Annotated in this window: 17 protein-coding genes; 3 read left to right on the forward strand and 14 right to left on the reverse strand. The window is 61.2% G+C overall.

Going from position 1 to position 18,962, the window contains the following annotated elements:
- Positions 1-18: 18 nt before the first annotated feature.
- The 6 genes from J2R76_RS10145 to J2R76_RS10170 all read right to left on the reverse strand — a co-directional run bounded on the left by J2R76_RS10145 (position 19) and on the right by J2R76_RS10170 (position 6,159).
- Positions 19-1,473 (reverse strand): amidase, encoded by a 1,455-nt coding sequence (locus tag J2R76_RS10145; protein WP_141342862.1) that lies wholly within the window; start codon positions 1,471-1,473, stop codon positions 19-21.
- Positions 1,463-2,452, reverse strand: a complete 990-nt coding sequence (locus J2R76_RS10150; RefSeq protein WP_375166567.1) for an ABC transporter ATP-binding protein — start codon at positions 2,450-2,452, stop codon at positions 1,463-1,465. Before J2R76_RS10150 ends, J2R76_RS10145 begins: the two co-directional genes overlap by 11 nt.
- Positions 2,452-3,414, reverse strand: a complete 963-nt coding sequence (locus J2R76_RS10155; protein WP_141342864.1) for an ABC transporter ATP-binding protein — start codon at positions 3,412-3,414, stop codon at positions 2,452-2,454. Before J2R76_RS10155 ends, J2R76_RS10150 begins: the two co-directional genes overlap by 1 nt.
- Positions 3,414-4,265 carry an ABC transporter permease gene (locus tag J2R76_RS10160; RefSeq protein ID WP_141342865.1) on the reverse strand — a complete coding sequence of 284 codons (852 nt, stop codon included), beginning with the start codon at positions 4,263-4,265 and terminating at the stop codon, positions 3,414-3,416. Before J2R76_RS10160 ends, J2R76_RS10155 begins: the two co-directional genes overlap by 1 nt.
- Before the next feature lie 3 nt (positions 4,266-4,268).
- Positions 4,269-5,285 carry an ABC transporter permease gene (locus J2R76_RS10165; protein ID WP_253625997.1) on the reverse strand — a complete coding sequence of 339 codons (1,017 nt, stop codon included), beginning with the start codon at positions 5,283-5,285 and terminating at the stop codon, positions 4,269-4,271.
- Between the two features lie 298 nt (positions 5,286-5,583).
- Positions 5,584-6,159: a cupin domain-containing protein gene (locus tag J2R76_RS10170; protein WP_143270795.1), complete on the reverse strand. Its 576-nt coding sequence runs from the start codon at positions 6,157-6,159 to the stop codon at positions 5,584-5,586.
- Positions 6,160-6,835: 676 nt separating this feature from the next.
- Between J2R76_RS10170 and J2R76_RS10175 the strand changes: the two genes are divergently transcribed.
- Positions 6,836-7,549: a Crp/Fnr family transcriptional regulator gene (locus J2R76_RS10175; protein WP_158074176.1), complete on the forward strand. Its 714-nt coding sequence runs from the start codon at positions 6,836-6,838 to the stop codon at positions 7,547-7,549.
- A gap of 52 nt (positions 7,550-7,601) precedes the next feature.
- On the opposite strand, the gene J2R76_RS10180 is transcribed toward J2R76_RS10175, so the two are convergent.
- From J2R76_RS10180 to J2R76_RS10205, 6 genes are read right to left on the reverse strand one after another with little or no spacing between them, the layout of a single operon-like run.
- Positions 7,602-8,303: an ABC transporter ATP-binding protein gene (locus tag J2R76_RS10180; RefSeq protein ID WP_076826673.1), complete on the reverse strand. Its 702-nt coding sequence runs from the start codon at positions 8,301-8,303 to the stop codon at positions 7,602-7,604.
- Complete coding sequence (locus J2R76_RS10185; protein WP_253623941.1) at positions 8,296-9,030, reverse strand: ABC transporter ATP-binding protein; 735 nt, start codon at positions 9,028-9,030, stop codon at positions 8,296-8,298. Before J2R76_RS10185 ends, J2R76_RS10180 begins: the two co-directional genes overlap by 8 nt.
- Complete coding sequence (locus tag J2R76_RS10190) at positions 9,017-10,111, reverse strand: branched-chain amino acid ABC transporter permease (RefSeq protein WP_244558755.1); 1,095 nt, start codon at positions 10,109-10,111, stop codon at positions 9,017-9,019. Before J2R76_RS10190 ends, J2R76_RS10185 begins: the two co-directional genes overlap by 14 nt.
- 7 nt (positions 10,112-10,118) lie before the next feature.
- Positions 10,119-11,339 carry a substrate-binding protein gene (locus J2R76_RS10195; protein WP_076826670.1) on the reverse strand — a complete coding sequence of 407 codons (1,221 nt, stop codon included), beginning with the start codon at positions 11,337-11,339 and terminating at the stop codon, positions 10,119-10,121.
- A 5-nt stretch (positions 11,340-11,344) separates the two neighbouring features.
- Positions 11,345-12,202: a branched-chain amino acid ABC transporter permease gene (locus J2R76_RS10200; protein WP_076826668.1), complete on the reverse strand. Its 858-nt coding sequence runs from the start codon at positions 12,200-12,202 to the stop codon at positions 11,345-11,347.
- Between the two features lie 40 nt (positions 12,203-12,242).
- Entirely contained in the window at positions 12,243-13,631 is a 1,389-nt protein-coding gene (locus J2R76_RS10205) for an amidase (RefSeq protein ID WP_076826666.1), read from the reverse strand.
- 414 nt (positions 13,632-14,045) lie between these two features.
- Between J2R76_RS10205 and J2R76_RS10210 the strand changes: the two genes are divergently transcribed.
- Positions 14,046-14,771 (forward strand): helix-turn-helix transcriptional regulator, encoded by a 726-nt coding sequence (locus J2R76_RS10210; protein WP_076826756.1) that lies wholly within the window; start codon positions 14,046-14,048, stop codon positions 14,769-14,771.
- Positions 14,772-14,834: 63 nt separating this feature from the next.
- Here J2R76_RS10210 and J2R76_RS10215 read toward each other — a convergent pair whose 3' ends face one another.
- Positions 14,835-16,010: an alpha/beta hydrolase gene (locus J2R76_RS10215; protein WP_076826664.1), complete on the reverse strand. Its 1,176-nt coding sequence runs from the start codon at positions 16,008-16,010 to the stop codon at positions 14,835-14,837.
- Between the two features lie 380 nt (positions 16,011-16,390).
- Here J2R76_RS10215 and J2R76_RS10220 point away from each other — a divergent pair, with 380 nt between their 5' ends.
- Positions 16,391-17,962: a UxaA family hydrolase gene (locus J2R76_RS10220; RefSeq protein ID WP_083714954.1), complete on the forward strand. Its 1,572-nt coding sequence runs from the start codon at positions 16,391-16,393 to the stop codon at positions 17,960-17,962.
- 348 nt (positions 17,963-18,310) lie between these two features.
- Here J2R76_RS10220 and J2R76_RS10225 read toward each other — a convergent pair whose 3' ends face one another.
- Entirely contained in the window at positions 18,311-18,898 is a 588-nt protein-coding gene (locus J2R76_RS10225) for a DUF6946 family protein (RefSeq protein ID WP_141339940.1), read from the reverse strand.
- Positions 18,899-18,962: the final 64 nt, after the last annotated feature.

The raw sequence follows: 18,962 nt of genomic DNA on the forward strand, positions 1-18,962 counted from the left end.
GGGAACGTGACGGCAGCATCAGAGACCGAGGTCGCCCAGCAGCTTCGGCCATTTGTGAGCCCACGGACGCGCTTGTTCGAACGCACCGGAGGCTGCGAGCACGGTGCGGTCCGCCAAATGGCGGCCGATGATCTGCATGCCGACAGGCAGGCCGGTCTCGGTGAAGCCGGCGGGAACGGTCGCCGCCGGCTGACCGGTCAGATTGCAGATGAAGGTGAAGCAGAGCCAGTCGCCGGTCGTGACCATCTTCTCTTCGATGATCTCGGGGCCCTGCATGTAGAGAGGGAACGCTGGCACTGCAAGCGTCGGCGTGATCAGCAGGTCGTAGTTGGCCATGAACCGCCACATGCGATTGCAGACCATCTGGCGCATCATCTTGGCGTCGGTGAATTCCTCCGCGGTCCACTGTCGCTGCAGCAGCGCGACGAGATGCGGCGACATCTCCTTTTCGTGCCCCTTCATCATGCGGCGCATACCGGTCAGATCAGTGTCGCCGGCAACGATGGTCCAGAATTGCGGGAACGGATCGTCCCATCCGGGACTGGCGCGCTCGACTGTGCAGCCGAGATCAGTCTCGAACACGCGCACCGCCTCGGAGACGACGCGGCGCACCTCCGGGTCAACAGGCGCATAGCCCCAGTCTTCGCTATAGGCGATGCGAAGGCCCTTGATGCTTTCCCTGGTGGCAGCGACATAGTCGAAGTCGGCGGCCGGAATCGAATAGCGATCGCGCGGGTCAGGTCCGGTGATCACCTTGAGCATCAGCGCCGAGTCGGCCACGGTCCGGCTCATGGGACCGACGTGTTCGAGCGATTCCCAGCTTGACACGCCGGGATAGCGCTCATCGCGGCAACCTGGGTAGAGCGGCACCCGGCCCATCGAGGCCTTGATTCCGTACAGTCCGCAGAGTGCAGAGGGAATCCTGATCGATCCGCCGCCATCGGAACCGATCGCAAATGGCGCGACGCCCGCTGCGACCGATGCACCCGAGCCGGCGCTCGATCCGCCGGACGTCATGTCGAGATTCCAGGGATTGCGCGTGGCCGGGAAAACAGGATTGTGACCGACGCCGCTGTAACCGAACTCCGGCACATTGGTCTTGCCGATGATGACGGCGCCAGCGTCCTTCAGCCGTTCAACCACGATGTCATCCTCATCAGGCACGAAGTCCCGATAGAGGGGCGAGCCCATCACGGTCAGGATGTCCTTGGTGGCGACGAGATCCTTGATTCCGATCGGCACGCCCGCCAGCAGGCCCGGATCCTTGCCGGCTGCAATCTTGGCGTCGACCGCGGCGGCGGCGGCGCGTGCCACATCGGGCGTCGGCGTGCAGAAGGCATGGATGTGGGGTTCGAGCTTCTCCATGCGGCGCAGAACGGCTTCCGTGACCTCGGCGGCAGAAAGCGTCTTGTCCCTGACTTTCGCCGCGACGGTCATGGCATCCATACGGCAGATCTCGTTGTCAGCGCTCATCGGTTTCTCCAGGCGGTGAAGGGGCAAAATGGCAGGCAGCGAAGTGGTCCGGACCTACCGCGCGAAGTGGCGGCATAACCCTGGTGCAAATATCGGCCCCCTTGGGACAGCGGCCGTAGAAGCGGCAAACGTTCGGATCCGGATCGATGGGGCTGCTCGGACTGCCGTCGAGCCTGACCCGCGCTCCGCCGCGCCGTGCCGGATCCGGGATCGCCGCAACGAGGGCCTGCGTGTAAGGGTGAAGCGACGCCGTGAAGAGCGTCTCGGCCGGCGCGATCTCGACGATCTTGCCAAGATACATCACGACCACACGCGAGCAGAGAAGCCGCACTACGTTGAGATCGTGCGACACGAACAAATAACTCATCGACAACCGGGCGCGCAGGTCGGCGAGCAACCGCAGGATCACGGCCTGGACCGACACGTCAAGCGCAGAGGTCGGTTCGTCGAGGATCAGCAGCGAAGGTTCGACCGCGACGGCACGCGCGATGCCGACGCGTGCGCGCTGGCCGCCGGACAGCTGATGCGGATAGCGCTGCAGCAGCTCTTCCGGCAATCCGACCAGTGCGGCCGTGGCGCGCACGCGCTTGTCCAGCTCAGCGCCGTTGGTCATCCCGAGCAGCCGCTTCAGCGGATCGGCGATTGCCTGAAAAGCGCGAAACGAGGGATTGAGGCTTTCGGTCGCGTCCTGGAACACGACCTGAATGCGCCGCCGGCTCGGCGAGGCTGCAAATTGGGCTTGCGTCACGGCGGTGAGATCCTCACCACCGATCAGGACCTGGCCGACCGTCGGATCGATCAGCCGGCCAAGCAGGCGAACCATGGTGGATTTGCCGCAGCCGGACTCACCGACCAGGCCGACGCTTTCGCCGGCACCGATGGTCAGATCCACATCGTCGACCGCATGCAGCCGCGCGCCGCGCCCTCTCCGCTTGATCGGGTAAAACTTGGACAGCGATTTGACTTCGAGCAGCGGCATCATGACAGCGGAAACCGGCAGCGCACGAGGTGCGCGGGCGACAATTCGGTCCAGGGCAACTCCGCCTCGTCACAGATCAGCTGCCGCCGCTCACAGCGGCCGCTGAAGCGGCATGGCGGCAACGCACCGCGCAAATCGGGCAGATGACCGGGAATAGAATTGAGGTCGTCCAGACGGGATTCGGGCACGGGCGTGGCAGCCAGCAGCTGGCGCGTATAAGGATGTGCCGGATGCTGCAGGAGCGCCTCAGTCGTCCCGATCTCGACAATGTGCCCGGCGTGCATGACCGCGATCCGATCGCAATACTCGCCGGCTAGGCCGAGGTCGTGCGTAATCAACAGCGTCGACATCCGCGTCGACCGGCTCATCTCCCTGATAAGATCCATGATGACGGCTTGCGTCGTTACATCGAGCCCCGTCGTGGGCTCATCGGCAATCAGCACGGACGGCGTGCAGGCCAGCGCCATCGCGATCATCACGCGCTGGCACATGCCGCCCGAGAGTTCGAACGGATAGGCGTCCGCCCGACGTTCGGGATCGGGGATGCGGACCCGCGCCAGGGCCGCAATCGCCGCTTTCTTGAGATCGCGGCTCGGCAAGCCGGCATGCTCCTGCAGCACGTCCTCAATCTGCTTGCCGATCTTGCGGATCGGATTGAGCGCCGTACGGGGGCTCTGAAAGATCATCGCCATCTCGCGCCCGCGAATCTCGCGCATGGCCTCTGGCCGCGCGGCCAGAAGATCGATTCCGCCCATCGTGATGCTGCCCTTGGTGATCCGCGCGGCTTCATCGTTCAGGCCCATGACGGTGTAGGCGGTAACCGATTTTCCGGACCCGCTTTCACCGACCACGCCGACGATCTCGCCGCGCGTCACGGACAGGCTCACGCTGTCGAGTGCGCGCACCACGCCGTGACGGGTACGAAATTCCAGGGAGAGGTCGTCGATCTCGAGCTGTGCCATCAGACGCGCTTCCTCGGATCGAGCAGGTCGCGCAGTCCGTCGCCCAGCATGTTGAAGGAAAACACCGCGAGCACGAGCGCCGCGCCCGGGAACATGAAGGCCCACCACTCGCCGGAAATGATGTAGCTCGCGCCTTCCGACACCATGATGCCCCACTCCGGCGTCGGCGGCCGCACCCCGAGTCCGATGAAGGACAGGCCGGCGGCGTTGAGGATCGCCCAGCCCATGTTGAGCGAGGCCTGCACCATCATCGGCGGCAGAATGTTCGGCACGATGTGGTTGACGAGAACGCGCAGCGCTCCGTTGCCGCCCATGCGCGCCGCCTCGACATAGCCGAGCTCGCGCCGCACGTTGACCTCGGCGCGCGCGAAGCGGCAATAGAATGGCAGGTTGATGATCATCGTGGCGATGATGATGTTGGCGACGCTGTTGCCGAGCGCCACCACGATGCCCATCGCCAGCACGAACAGCGGGAACGCCATGATGGTGTCCATGGCGCGGCCAATGATGCGGTCGGTCCAGCCGCCGAAATAGCCGGCCATAGAGCCCAGCGCGAGGCCCACTACGAACGACAGCGCTACCGCCGAAACCGCCATGCCGAGGTCGAGGCGTGTCGCCACGATGACGCGGCTGAGGATGTCTCGGCCAAGCGCATCGGTGCCGAACGGATGCAGCGCACTGGGTCGCGCCAGCTTGGTGGTGGCGGAGGTCAGCAGCGGATCATAGGGCGCGATATAAGGGCCAAAGATCGCGAACAGCGCGAGCAGCGCCAAAATGATCACGGCGACCAGCGTCAGGCGATTTTCGCCGAAGGCATAACCGGTGTTGCGGGCGAGCGTGATGATGCTCATCGCTCAGCCCTCGTACCGGACGCGGGGATCGACCAGCGTCGCGAAGATGTCGACAGCGAGATTGAGCAGAACGTAGAGCACCGCCATCATCAGGACGAAGCCCTGCACTGCGGCGTAGTCGGAGGCGATTACGGCCGATACCGCATAGGCGCCGACGCCCTGCCAACCGAACACCTGTTCGATCAGGACGTTGGAGCCAAGCAGGAACGAGAACACCATGCCGAGAACGCTGCTCACGGGTAGCAGCACGTTGCGGAATGCGTAGGTCATCAGGATCTTGCGGACCGGCAGTCCGCTGGCGCGCGCGGTGCGGATGAAATCGCTGCCCAGCGCCTCCAGCATCGCTGCCCGCGTGATGCGCGCGATCGGCGCCAGCGCGAACAGGCCGAGCGATATCGCGGGCAGGATCAATTGGGACAATGCCGCGCGGAGCACCGGCCAGTCACCCGCAATGAGGGCGTCGACGGTGTAGGCTCCGGTGACGTGCGGCGGCGGCGAAAAGGTAATCTCGTTTAGGCGGCCGAGCGGCTGCGGCGCCCAGCCGAGCAGGAAATAGAAGATATATACGAACAGCAGACCGACGAAGAACGTCGGAAAGGCTGCACTCACGGTGACGAGCCCGCGGCAGGCATGATCGACCCCACCGTTGATGCGGGTCGCAGCCCACACGCCCATCGGGATGGCGATGCTGATCGCGAACAGCAGCGCGAAGGACGATAATTCGAGCGACGCCGGCAGCCTTTCGATCAGATCGGTCAACACCGGCTGGCCGGTCGTGAGCGAGCGGCCGAGGTTGCCATGCGCGAGGTCAATCACATAGTGCAGGAACTGCACCGGAAGCGGGCGATCGAGTCCAAGTGTAGCGCGGATGTTCTCGATCGATGCGGCGTTCGCGGCGGGCCCAGCGAAGAAGGCCGCAGGGTCGCCGGGCAGCGCGTGCGAGATGAAGAACGTGAGAACAACAACTCCGATCAGGCTCGGGATGGTGCCCAGCAAACGTTTCCAAACGAAAGCCATCAGCGGTTCGCCTGCCGTTACTCACCGAAGCGACGGCATCGCTGCCGGAGCGCATCAACGTGATCGGGCCCCGTCAACGTCAGACGCAGCCGGGGGCAATCGACATGCATCACAGTCATGCAAAAGGTTAAGCAAGCGCTATGCCAGCTCGGTCATTCCGGTGATCGAGCCGGCAAGTTCTCGAATTGGAGGTTTTTGGGATGCAACGCCGTCGCGCTCGCGCCGAAAAAGAAGCGATGTTGAGCCATCGCTGCTTCAGTTTTCGCCACATGCATCTAATTCATGCACTGGCGCGATCGCCTCAGTGGACCTGCGGCGTGTTGACCCAGACGATCCGCGCTTCGTCCGGCCCGACATTGCGATAACTGTTGGTCAAATAAGCCTTGAAGAAGAAGGAGTCGCCGGCCGTCATCAGATATGTGGTGTCGTCGACGGTGAGTTCGATGGTTCCTGACACGAGGTAGCCGACGGCTTCGCCCTGATGGGTGATGAGGTCGACCTTCTCGCCGCCCGGGGCGACCACATGAATGTTGCCCTCGAGCAAATTGCCCGCGGCGATCGGCACCAATCGCTCATAGGTCACACCGGTGCCGCCGCGCAGTGCGTCCACCAGCACCTTGAGCCGGTCCTCAGGCTTCTGCACCAGCTTGTAGTCGTCGATCTTTAGGCCAAAAAACGAGGCCATGTCTCGGTCGAGCGCGTGGACCATCTTGTCGAGCATGGGCAGCGACGGCATGACCTTGCCGGCCTCGATCTTGGAAATCATGCTCTCGTCACATCCGACGACCTGCGCCAGGTCTCTCATGCGCAGCCCCTTGGACAACCGGGCACGCCGGAGGCGCGGTCCAATATTCAAGGCATTGTTTTCGGACGTCACGTTACGTTCCCAGCAATGCAAGCGGGCTAATACTATGCATATAAATCACATGATTTACCAGCATGTCGTGGCAAATCCAGAGCAAATTTGGGGAAGCCGCCCTCTCGCCCGCTTAAAGGCCGCCTTCGCCGAAAACGAGAGTTTGTTAGGATTTATGCCCCGCGGGACTTCGGGTCTCGCCAGCATCGATGCATGGCCTCGGGTGTACCGGCCGTAAGGTCGAACTCCCGCGCGGCAAGGCCTGAAAGCACGTGCGTGGGAACGTCCATCTCATGGACGATTGATTGAGGCTCACTGCGAATAGTTTCTAGTAGAGAACCGGTCGAGCGAAGGCACCGCCGTTTTCTGCGTTAGACGACCGCGCCAGAATGCCTGCTACTGTCCGTTGCCGACCTGACTCTGAGCGCCACAACGTCTTCTTTGAGAATCGTAGCCCCAGCGACACTCTTGCGATAGCGTCGAAGCGTCACTTCCCGCTCCACACCGTTCGTAGATGCGCTACCATTTTTGGGAACAGCGTCGCTTTGCTCTCGTACAGAGAAGTAGCGCGTTGTAGGACTGCGAACCGCATACAACAGTTCATCGACCAATGCCCTCGACCATGCAATGGCTTTACAGGTTGCGGTCACGCAGGGCAGCGCTAACCGCAAACATAGCGCTGAGCCGGGTATCGCGCATGAAACGAGCGAGTAACATCGTGAGACCGACAGATCGGTGCGAATGGGTCGCCGTGCCCGGCGTACGCAATGACCTGTTACGGTGGCTACCTGAAACCGTGAGACGCAGTTTTCGTGACCAGTCTGCCATTCGAAATATTCCGGCTGGTCAGGTCATTTTCCAGTATGGCGATGAACGTAGGGAGATGTACCGGGTCCTCCGTGGGACCGTCCGAATATCCACGATGCGGGTCGATGGTCTCGAGATGGTCTACGCTTTGCTTGGTCCAGGAGAGTGTTTGGGCGCCAGTAGCCTGATCGACGGAGACCGCATGCCGCAAACCGCTGAGGCGCTTGACGACGTCCGACTTCAGGTCTTAAGTTCCGCGGCATTTTCCAAGCTTCGCGAGAGGCATCGCGTCTTCGACGACGCTTTGCTCAGACTGCTGTCGAGCCGCCTGCGGATGCTGAGCGCCCATATGGCAAATGCTGTACTTGCTGATCCACCGAACCGGGTTGCCTTACGCCTGCTTGAGGTCGCGCATGTCGCGCCGGACGGCGGACTGCATGTTTCAATAACGCAGGCAGCACTTGCACTTCTAACTGGAGCGTCCCGTCAAACAGTTAACAAGGTCCTGAAACAATTGGAGCGCAAGGGCCTCATTCGTTTGACCTACCGTCGCATTGAGCTAAGGAATATCGACAAGCTGAAGCGGATGGCGGAAATCATCTGAGTTTCGCTTCCATTCGCTGCTCCTAGCACGACTCGTCTGGCTCAAGTTTCAGTCATGGCGCCAGATATCGCAGCAATTCCGGATCGCTCCGCACCTTCCCCGCCTCGCCCTGCAGCGCGACGCGGCCGCGGTCCAGCACATAGGCGTAGTCGGCGACGCGCAGCGCGAGATCGAGATGCTGCTCGACGATCACGACCGAGATGCTCTTGGCGAGGTCGATCAGCCGCTCGGTGATCTCCTCGATCACGCCGATCCAGACGCCTTCGGTCGGCTCGTCCAGCAGCAGCAGCTTTGGATTGCCGAGCATGGCGCGGCCGATCGCCAGCATCTTGCGCTCGCCGCCGGACAGCGTGCCGGCCGGCTGGTCGAGGCGCTGGCCGAGTTTCGGGAAGATGGCCAGCACGCGATCGATCGCGCTGGCATCCGGATTGAACAGCGAGCCGACGGCGAGGTTGTCGCGCACCGACAGGCGGGCGAACACCGAATGCTCCTGCGGCACATAGCCGATGCCGGAGCGCACCCGCTCCTCGGTGCGGCGGCGGGTGATGTCGCGGCCGTCGAAGAACAACTCGCCCTGCGAGCTTGCGAGCTCGCCGACGATGGTCTTCATCAGCGTGGTCTTGCCGGCGCCGTTGCGGCCGAGCACGGCGACGCCGCCGCGCCAGGGAATGCCGATGTTGACATCGAACAGGACCTGGCTGCGGCCATAACCGGCGTCGAGATGCCGGATATCGAGGAAGGTTTGCTCAGGCACGGCGAAGATAGATCTCCTGGACGCTTTTGTTGGCCTGGATTTCCGCGACCGTTCCCGAGGCCAGCACCTTGCCCTGGTCGAGCACGGTGAGGCGGTCGCAGATGTCGCGGATGAAATCGAGGTCGTGTTCGACCATGACGAGCGAGCAATGCTGCTTGATCGGCTGCAACAGCTCGCCGGTGACGCGGCGCTCCTCGAGGCTCATGCCGCCGGTCGGCTCGTCCAGCAGCAACAGCCGTGGCTTGCCGGCGAGCGCCATCGCGATCTCGAGCCATTGCTGCTGGCCGTGCGACAGGGCCGCGGCGGCATCATGTGCGCGATCGGCGAGCCGGAACTGGGTCAGCATCGTCATCACCTGATCGTGCAGCTTCTTGCGGGTCCGCGACAGCACGAGGTCGAACAGCGAGCAGTGTGCCTGCAGCGCCAGCAAGATGTTGTCGTACAGCGTCAGCGTCGGCAGCACCGAGGTGATCTGGAACTTCAGGCTCATGCCGGCGCGCGCGCGCTCGGTCGGCGTGAACGCGGTGATGTCGGTGTTGACGAAGGAGACCTTGCCCGTGGTCGGCACCTCGGCGCCGGCGACGCATTTCATCAGCGTGCTCTTGCCCGAGCCGTTGGGGCCGATCAGGCCGTGGAACTCGTTCTCGCCGACGGTCAGCGCTGCACCGTCGAGCGCGGTCAGCTTGCCGAACACTTTGCTGATCCCTTGCGCCTCAAGGAGCGGCATTGCCGGTCTCCTTCGGGGCTTTGCCGAAACTGCCGACCCGCTCGCGCTCGCCGAGCACGAAGGAGATCAGCCCGAGCGGCCGGAACATGATGACGAGCAGCAGCAGCACGCCGAGGATGATCGGCCAGACGTCGCGGTAATTGTCGGACAGCCAGAAGCTGACGCCCTCGATGATCACGGTGCCGATCACGGCGCCGATCAGCGTGCCGGAGCCGCCGAACAAGACGTAGAGCACGACCTGGGTCGAGAACACGACGCCCAGCATGTTGGGCCAGACGAAGCCCTCGTGGAAGGCATAGAGGCTGCCGGCAAGACCGGCGATGGTGCCGCCGACCGCAAAGATGATCGCCTTCAGATGCTGCGCCTTGTAGCCGAAGAAGGCGATGCGCTGCTCGTTCTCGCGCAGGCCGGCGAGCGCGAGGCCGAATTGCGAGCGGACCAGGAAGCGGCAGAGCAGATAGACGACCACGAGGATGCCGAGCACCATGTAGTAGTAGATCGGCCCCTCCTCGAACTCGTAGCTGCCGAGGGTGAGCGGCGGGATCGACGGGATGCCGTTCTGGCCGCCGAGATAGTACCAGCCGCGCGCCAGCCGGTCCGCGGCATAGGAGCCGGTGAGGGTGCCGAGCGAGACGAAGATCACGCTCGAGGGATAACGCCCGAGCAGCAGGAAGCCGCCGAGCAGCAGCGACGCGGTGAGCCCGATCAGCGTTCCGGCAGGCAGGATCAGGAGGATCGAGGTGACGTTGAGATCGCGCGCCAAGAGCGCCACGCCGTAGCCGGCGGCGCCGAAGAACAGCGCCTGGCCGAAGCTCATGATGCCGGCATAGCCCCACACGAGGTCGAACGACAGGGCGAACAACGCGAGGATCACCACGCGGGTGGCGAACACCGTCAGATAGTCCTGCAGCACCCATGGCAGGACCAGTGCGATCAGCAGCACCAGCCCTTCCACGATCGGCAGGACCTTCCATCCTGCCGATACCCGTCCCGCCGGCGCGCTTGCGGCCGGTGTACCCTTGCCCGTCACGACATCCGGTCCCTCGCCGATGCGTGCGACGGCCTCTCTTGCTGCACCCATCGACTGCTCAGCACTCCTTTGGGTCGACGAGACCATTGCTGCACCCGACGATTTCGTAGTTTCCTCCCTTGGCGACCGCGATGTACATGTTCATCTTGCAGTGACGCTTGCCCGGCACCATCTCGGCGGGCCCGCCGGGACCTTCGGCAATCCTGGCATGGTCGAGGGTGGCCGCAACCGACTCGCGATCGACCTTGCCGGCTTCCTTGACCGCCGCCTCCCACAGCTTGAGGCCGCGCCAGGTTCCGGTCGCAGCACTTCCGGCGGCGAACAGGATCTTGCCGGGAAAGCTCCTGTCGTAAGTCGCCTGGATCTTCGCGCTCACGGGATCGCTCGCGGTGACCGCCCTGAAATAGTCAAGGCAGCTGGCCATACCTTCGATCTCGTGGGGCTGACTTATATTCAAGAGGTTCTCATCAGCCCAGACGCAGGCAAGGCGACCTCCGTTCTTCAAAAACCCGGCTTCACTGAGTTGCTTGAATAATGGGCCAACTCCGGGCGGAATGATCGTGTTGAACACGACGTCGACCTTGTTGGAAATGATACGATTGACAGTCGCACTGAAGTCCACTTGATCGAGCGGGTAATATTCGTCGAACACGACTTCGCCGCCATGGGCTTCGATCAACCTTCGGGCGTAGACGTTAATCGTATGCGGATAGATATAGTTGGATCCGGGCAGCGCGAATTTCTTTCCGCCGTTTTTGATCAGCCACGGGATCAGATCGTCGCATTGCTGCGCGGGGGTGGGTCCAGTGCAGAACAGGTAGGGCGTGCACTCCCTGCCCTCGTAAAGCTCTGGATAGATGTAGAGCGTCTTGCCGCGCGCTACGATCGGATCCTTGATCGCGTTACGCATCGAACTCGTGACGCCCCCAAGGACGAGGTCAACCTTATCCCGCTGAATCAGCTTTCTCACGTTTCCGACTGCGATCGATTCGTTCGATGCTGTATCCTCGAAATAGAGTTCAATCGGACGCCCCAGGAGACCTCCGTTGTCGTTAATCTCCTTGATCACCATCTTTGCAACATTGGCGTCGGCCACGCCAGCGAACGCGATCGGTCCTGTTAGATCGGTGGCGATACCAACCTTGATGGGCCCTTCCACAGCGTTCGCCCAATCGGGCCGGACCACCCAGCTTCCGACGCCGGTCGCGATCGCTCCGGTCGCGAAGGCGAAATTGCTCATGAAGCGGCGCCGCGTCAGGTTCGTGCGTTCAATCGACATGGTGATTAGACCCCTTTCCCTGCAATGAGGCCTTGCGGCCGGAACTTGATGAACACAATCGCGAGCACGAAGACGAGGACGTCGGCGACGACGGGCGACATGACCCATGGCAGCGCGGCGCTGAGCGTGCCGATGACGCCGGCGCCGGCGACCGGGCCGATGAAGGATCCGACCCCGCCGACCATCACGGCAACGAAACCCTGGATCAGGAAACGGATGCCGAGATCGGCAAACAGGCTGAACACTGGCACGATCAGCGCGCCGGCAAGCCCGGCCAGCGCCGCGCCGAACGCAAACGTCGCGCCGTAGATCAGGGGCGTCGAGATACCCGAGGCGCGCGCCAGTCCCGGGTTCTCCAGCGTGGCGCGCACGCGCAATCCGAACGAGGTGCGTGCCAGCAGAAGATAGCAGGCGCCCATCACCAGCAGCGTGATCACGATGATGGTGAAGCGCCAGGCCGAGATGTGGATGGCACCAACGTCGATCGAGCCACCGACCGGCTCCGGCACCGTCAGATAGAAACCGCCGATCAGGCCGCGTACGCTTTCGCGGATGATCAGGCCGAGCGCATAGGTACCGAGCATCGCCACGATCGGCGCCGCATAGAAGCGCCGGATGATGAGCGCTTCCAGCACGAAGCCGAACGCGCCGACCACGACGGGCGCCGCAACCATGCCGGCCCAGATAGGCGCCCCGTGGGCGTAAGCCAGATAGGTGACGTAGGCTCCGAGCAGCACGAACTCGCCCTGCGCGAAGTTGAAGATGCCCATCATGCTGGCGATGATGCCGAGCCCCAGCACGAAAAGGACGATGATCGCGCCGAAGCTCGCGATCTCGAACACCGCAACGAACGTACTAGCCATGTGTGGCGATCCAACTCACCCGCTGAAACCTGTCAGGTCACTACGGAAAGTGCCTCGAGTGTCTCGAATGCCAGTCGGTTGCTCGTTGGAACGCTGCACCAGCCTGTAGAACGGCGGCCTCATCAAAGTGCGCTCCGATGAGCTGAATTGCCATCGGTGCACCCCGGTCGTCGAAGCCCCCGGGTAGAGTCAGGGTTGGACTTCCCGTGCTGTCAAAGACACAGGTGAAGCGGAGCAGATCCTCAAGGGGAGAGATCTGAAGAATGTCGGCGGTGGCGGCGGTGGTCGGGGTCGGCCAGATGGTCACGGGGACGAGAATGACGTCGAGGTTACTGAACTTGGCGCGAAGACGGCTCGAAAATTCCAGACGCGCATGCTGCGCGGACGCGAGATCCATTGCCGTGCTGCTCCGTCCCAGATCGATAAGTGCCGATAGCGCTGATCCGTAACTCTCGGATTTCGACGGATATGTCGCCGCATGCGTTAACGCTGTCTCGGACGAACACAGAATCGGCCAGGTCGACGCAGCGTTCCGCCATTCGGGGAATGAAATTTCTTCAACGATCGCGCCAAGGTCCTCGAAAACCTTTGCCGCTGCCTGCCACACCGCCACGATGCCAGGGTCGACGCCTTCGGTCGCGTAGACACGCGGCAGTCCGATCCGCATCCCCGCAACGCTCCGCAAGGCTGCCGCCTGGTAATCTTCTACTGAATCGTGCACAGCGGTCGGATCGGCAGGATCCGCGCCGGCGATGGCTCCGAGCATGATCGCACAATCGACAGCCGACCGCGTCATTGGCCCGACGTGATCAAGGGAAGCAGCCAGTTCGAAGACGCCGTGGCGGCTGACACGCCCCCACGTTGGCTTGAGACCCGTCACGCCGTTGACCGCGCTGGGAAAACGGATCGAACCGCCGGTGTCAGAGCCGAGCGCACCGAAAGTCAGGCCGGCAGCCGTGGCGACGCCCGATCCGCTGGAGGACGCGCCTGCATATAGCTCGGCACCCCAGGGGTTTTTGGGCGCCGCGACGGTCGGATGATGTTCTGTCCACGCCTGCTCCGTCGTTTTCAGTTTTCCGAGCGAAATAGCACCCGCCGCCTCCAGCCGCCGCACCGCGGTCGCGCTGTAGGTCGGCTGAAAGCTCTTGTGTATCGCCGTACCTGCCGTTGTCAGGGCAAAATCCGTGTAGAAAATATCCTTGTAAGCCAGCGGAACACCGTGGAGAGGGCCACGCCACCGTCCAGATCCGATCTCGCGCTCCGCGCGGTCGGCCTGCTCCAGAGCGCGCTGCGCGGTTACCGTCACGTAGGACTCAAGCTGCGGATCAAGGGCATTGATCCGGTTGAGCATGTGTTTGACGAGTTCGACCGGAGAGATGGCTTTCGTCCTGAGCAAAATGGACAGCTCTGAAAGTGCTAGATAGTGCATCTGGTTCTCCGTATCCGGCCAACTAAATCTGTAGCGCTCAATAGCCGCCCCACCCCAAAAAGCTCGCGAAGAGCTTTTGGGAGCCATGTCGCCGTATCCATCCTGAGGGCCTCAGATCATCTCCCGGCAGGAGCGAGGACAGATCTACCCAGATCGAAGCAAGTACTTCGATTGACTGCCAATCGGCCCATGCTACCTTCGAGCGGATCGTCCCCCGGTCCTGTTTGCTGTTGAGCTTGTAGCGATCTGGAATTCGGGGCGGCATCGGCATTATTGCCGATGGTGGTTTGGCTACATGACCCTGCACCGGCGGGGGCCGTGTGAGGTCATTGTCCGCCGGCGAATTGGGTGTCAGCTGCCGAGCTGTACTTGGCGCGCACCTTGCATAAAATTTACACTGGGGAGGATTGGGGTATGACACCGCATATCCGGGACATCACGTCGAGCGAGCTGAAGCTCTTTGCTGACATCGTCCACCGCCTGGAACGGCTGAGTGCGCAGGATGACGTTCGGCGGGCCGCACTCAGTGACCTCGTCAAACTCCTTCGTGCTGACGGCGGCTGCTCTTGTGTCTGGCAGGAGACAAAGCAGCGATTCTGTGAATCGATCTACGTGGGCGCCCCGCCGGAAATCCGATCGCTCTACGATGATTGGTACCAGTTCAATGATCCCATAACCTCGCGTTTGCGAGCGGCGCGGCGCGCCACGATCGTCGATGAGGTCCTGGACCGGCGCGAGCTAATCAAGACCGAATTCTATAACGACTACCTGCAGCGCGATGCGCTCGAATGGGGCATCAATATCTACATGTTCGATCAACGGAATCGCGACTTGGGCGATTTCCGGATCTGGCGGCGGCGCGGAAAGACAAATTTCGACGAACGGGAAAAGGTGCTGCTGGACGTCCTGGAACCGTTCATCCGGTCCGCGTTGTTACGGGGACACACTCATAGCGACGGCCTGACCACCCGGGAACGTGAGATCACCGAACTGGTATCACGTGGGTGTACAGACCGTGACATTGCTCGCGTGTTAGGCATTAGTTTTGGCACCGTACGAACTCATATCAGCCGAGTGCTCGAGAAATTCGGCTGCGCAAATCGAGCGGAACTGGCTGCCAGTTTTACGAAAGCCCGGTGACCAGACCGCAGGTCATCACAAGCCATTATGTCCCAGCGCTTCCGAGCACTCAGAGGTGATGAGCTATCGGCGGTCTCGTCCGTTCCCAAACGTGTCGCGCAGAAATGCCTGTAGCAGGCCGCCGACCTCAGCCGGCCGTTCCTGCTGCACCCAGTGTCCAGCTCCGTCGATCAAGTGGCAGGCAGCCATTCTTGAACAGACCGTGGCCCGCATCGATTCATAGGCTCCGGGGTGTTGATAGATGCCCCAATCCTGCTTGCCAGCAACGAAGAGAGACGGGACGTCAATACTGCGACCCGACCAGATTTGCAGTTCGGAATTGAACCTGCTTGAGAGAGCACAGCGATACCACTGCAGACCCCCCTGAAAGCCAGTACGGGCAAACTCTGCACTGCAGAACGACAGATCGGTATCCGGGAGCCATTGGTTGGCGGCAACTGCAGCTGCTGACGGCATATGCTCTGCCACGGTAGCTGGCATATCCTTGTCCCGCTCCATGATGTAGTAAGTCGGCATGTTTGCGAGCTCGGCCGCCGACCACGACTTTAGCGGATATGGCGCCTCGCCTTTCCAATCAGCGCTCTTGTAGTGATAGTAAGCCCGCAAGAACGCATGCACTCCCTGCGGAGCATGGCGCATGTGTCTGTCAGCTTCCCGCGTCGTATAGTACCATTGATAGTGCTTCCGCGGCCGCGGCAAGGCCGCGAGTTCACGATGAACGAGGTCTTCCGGTGGAGAAACAGCAACTTCATTTACCGAATTGAACGGAAGCCGAGGCGCCCCGGCGAACGGCGCGCTCATCATGACCACGGACCGGAATACATCCGGTCGTATTAGCCCACACCAGGCGGCGACTGCGGAGCCGAAGTCGTGTCCGATGACGGCATCGACGGCATCGTAGCCAAACGCCGCAACAACGCCGATCGCATCGCGAACGAGGTTCGTTAGCCGAAAGGAAGCAAGATCGCCGTCGTAGTCTGGATCCCACCCGCTTGTACGCCCGTAGCCCCGTTGGTCAGGTGCAATCACATGATAACCGGCCTCGGCCAGGGGAATCATCAACTTGCGCCAGCAGAAGGCCAATTCGGGAAAGCCGTGCAACAGCAGCACGCAAGGCCTGTCAGGCAATTTGAATCCAGCTTCCAGGACGTGTACCCGCAGACCGTTGACGTTTTCCACGTACCGCGAACGGATTCCTGAAGCGAGCGGAATCTCAGGTAGTGAGCTTGTTATCGTCATGCATTCGGTCCTCACTGCTTTCGACGAGCCGCGCACACTCAGCAGCTCGACGACATTCCTGAATTCGCCGGCTCAAATGCCAGGAGCGAACCGTCGCTCCAATGCCCTGTCCTGGCCACGCTGCATGAGGAGAACCCGACGGCTCGAGCATTGGAGCCCCTCGTCGCTATCGATATCACAAGAGAACCGGATCGATTGTCGCCAAATTGACAGAGACGGATAGAGCGACCTGATAGCCTGGCGCCTCTATTAAAACGAACGACTCAAACGCTTTCCTGCTGGCGACCGTTTGAGCTCGTTCGCTTCCTCCAGACAACGCCAGATGCTTCGCCGATCAAGCGTAAGCCTGCCGGCAACCCAACAATACAGGAACTGCGCGTATGAGCGACCATCCCGATTCAACCGCAACACAGAACGTTATTTCAGCGGCGCGAGCAACCGACAGACGGACGCAAAACGAAAAACCGTCAACGATCCTCCTGAACAGCTCCGACGATGTATTGATCGCGCTTCGCGCTATCGCCGTTGGTGAGACCGTGTCGGACGGGGTAGTCGCGATAGATCCGATTCCAGCCGGTCACAAGATTGCGCGACGTCGGATCGACGCGGGCACAGCTGTTCGCCGTTACAGCTCAGTAATCGGCGTAGCGTCGGCTACCATCGCTCAAGGCGAACACGTTCACGTCCACAATCTCGGCATGAGCGACTATTCCCAAGACAGCAATACTTTTGGCCAGGATGTTCGACCAACGCCTCTCGCGTCCGTGCAACGTACCTTCAATGGCTATGTCCGTGCAGATGGACGCGTAGCGACGCGCAACTATATCGGCGTATTGACCAGCGTGAACTGTTCGGCGACTGCCGCCCGCATGATCGCAGACCATTTCAAGGGCCGTCTTGCCAACTATCCGAATATCGACGGCGTCGTGGCGCTGACGCACAAGAGCGGATGCGGACTTGATGCCAGGATCGATGGCATCGAAGCGTTGCGACGATGTATCGCCGGCTACGCCGCTCACCCGAATTTCGCGAAAGTGCTCATGATCGGACTGGGCTGTGAGGTCAGCAATCTCGATGGCGTGCTGGGAGGGAGTGCGGGCGACGCGCTTGTTATTCAGCAATCTGGCGGGACCGCAGCCACGGTACGAGCGGGTATTGAACGTCTTGAGGCAAGCCTGGAGCGGGCGAACAACATTCAACGGACGCCGGTACCGGCAAGTGAATTGAAAGTTGCGCTTCAGTGCGGTGGATCAGACGGGTACTCCGGAATCAGCGCGAACGCCGCACTGGGAGCTGCTGTTGATCTGATCGTCGCTCACGGTGGAACTGCAATCCTGTCTGAAACGACAGAGTGCTATGGGGCCGAACATATCCTGACCCGGCGTGCTGTTCGGCGAGAAGTTGGAGAAAAGCTCGCTGCGCGCGTGAAGTGGTGGGACGAATTTGCTGCCAGTCACGGAATGGAGATCAACAATAACCCGTCCCCCGGCAACAAGGCCGGCGGCCTCACGAACATCATTGAAAAATCCCTTGGCGCAATGGCCAAGGGCGGCACCACCAATCTCGTGGAGGTCTACGACTATGCCGAGCGCGTGACGGAAAAGGGTCTGGTTTTCATGGACGCGCCGGCGTTCGACCCTGTCGGGGCGACAGCGCAGGTCGCGGGAGGAGCAAATGTCCTGTGCTTCACGACCGGGCGCGGATCAGCCTTCGGGTGTAAGCCGACTCCTTCGCTGAAGCTGGCGAGCAACACGCCGCTTTACCAGCGCATGCCCGACGACATGGACGTTAACTGCGGCACCATATTGGACGGAACGGAGACAATTGAAGAGGCCGGCACGAGGATATTCGATTTGATCCTGGCGACCGCCTCCGGACAAAAAACTGCCAGCGAACGGCTGGGCTACGGGGAAGAAGAGTTTTCGCCGTGGGACAAAGGTATAATGCTTTGAGACTGGTTCATTCATTGTGCTCCTCCGCTATCTTCACGCAGGTGGACGGCTTTGAAATGACCGCTGGCAGCTCTCCGCGGCTACTCGTCCCCAACAGGGTTGTTCAGCCGGGCGGCGGAAGGATGCCCACCTCGGGTTGCCTAGGTCCCGATCCGGTACACATTGTCGCCCGAGAAGCTGAACAATGAAGTCTCCTGCAATGCGCCTCGAACAGCAACTCCCATTGCAGGGTTTGCTTTAGGACGATCTGCAATCAGTCTGAAATGCTCCCTCGGCGCCATTTTCATCTCAACCAGATAGGTCTGGAGATCCATTGGACGCAGTCGCTTGTGGAGCAACGTCAAAGCATCAACATAGCATTCCGTCGATCGCAGCAGAAACCGGCGTTTCCGGCGAAGTGAATTTGAGGTATGCGAGCATCGGACACTTTTTCGTAGCGAAAGAAGCCGCAGCAGCGTATGCTGATGCTGCCCGATGCAGCATTTGATACTCGCAATCGGCGATTTCTTCGAGCGATTGCGGCGCGCACTCGAGCCTCATCAAGGCCAGCCACCCCTTAGGCACTTTCTCCCGGTTCGGTAAGTCGCCGCCCTTTGAAAGCCAGGTACCGACAGTATCGTAAGAAGGCTCGGTCCACTTAGACTCGATAGCAATGCATACGTCCTCGGAGATCGCCATGAGATCGGTGTGTGACGGCGCCCCTCGCCCCTTCGACTGATGATCGACCTTGAACTCAAAATGAAGGTCCACCGGCATCGACACCCGACAAGCACTCAGTACTTTGCGAAACGTGTTCCGTTCGTCTTTCACGAGCGCCAATAGCGGCACAGTTGATCGATACGGCGAGTTAAATTCGTCAACATTGTATGAATGAAGCAACGCGGCAAGATCATGCACTGGCGTTCGATCAAAATAGAGCCCTGCATCACTCGTCATGCAATATGATCCTCTCGATGAAAATCTATGAGGACCGGGTGACCGTTTCCGTTCTCTTGAGTCA

This window comes from Bradyrhizobium sp. USDA 4532, assembly GCF_024171315.1.
In the GTDB taxonomy this organism is placed as follows: domain Bacteria; phylum Pseudomonadota; class Alphaproteobacteria; order Rhizobiales; family Xanthobacteraceae; genus Bradyrhizobium; species Bradyrhizobium australafricanum.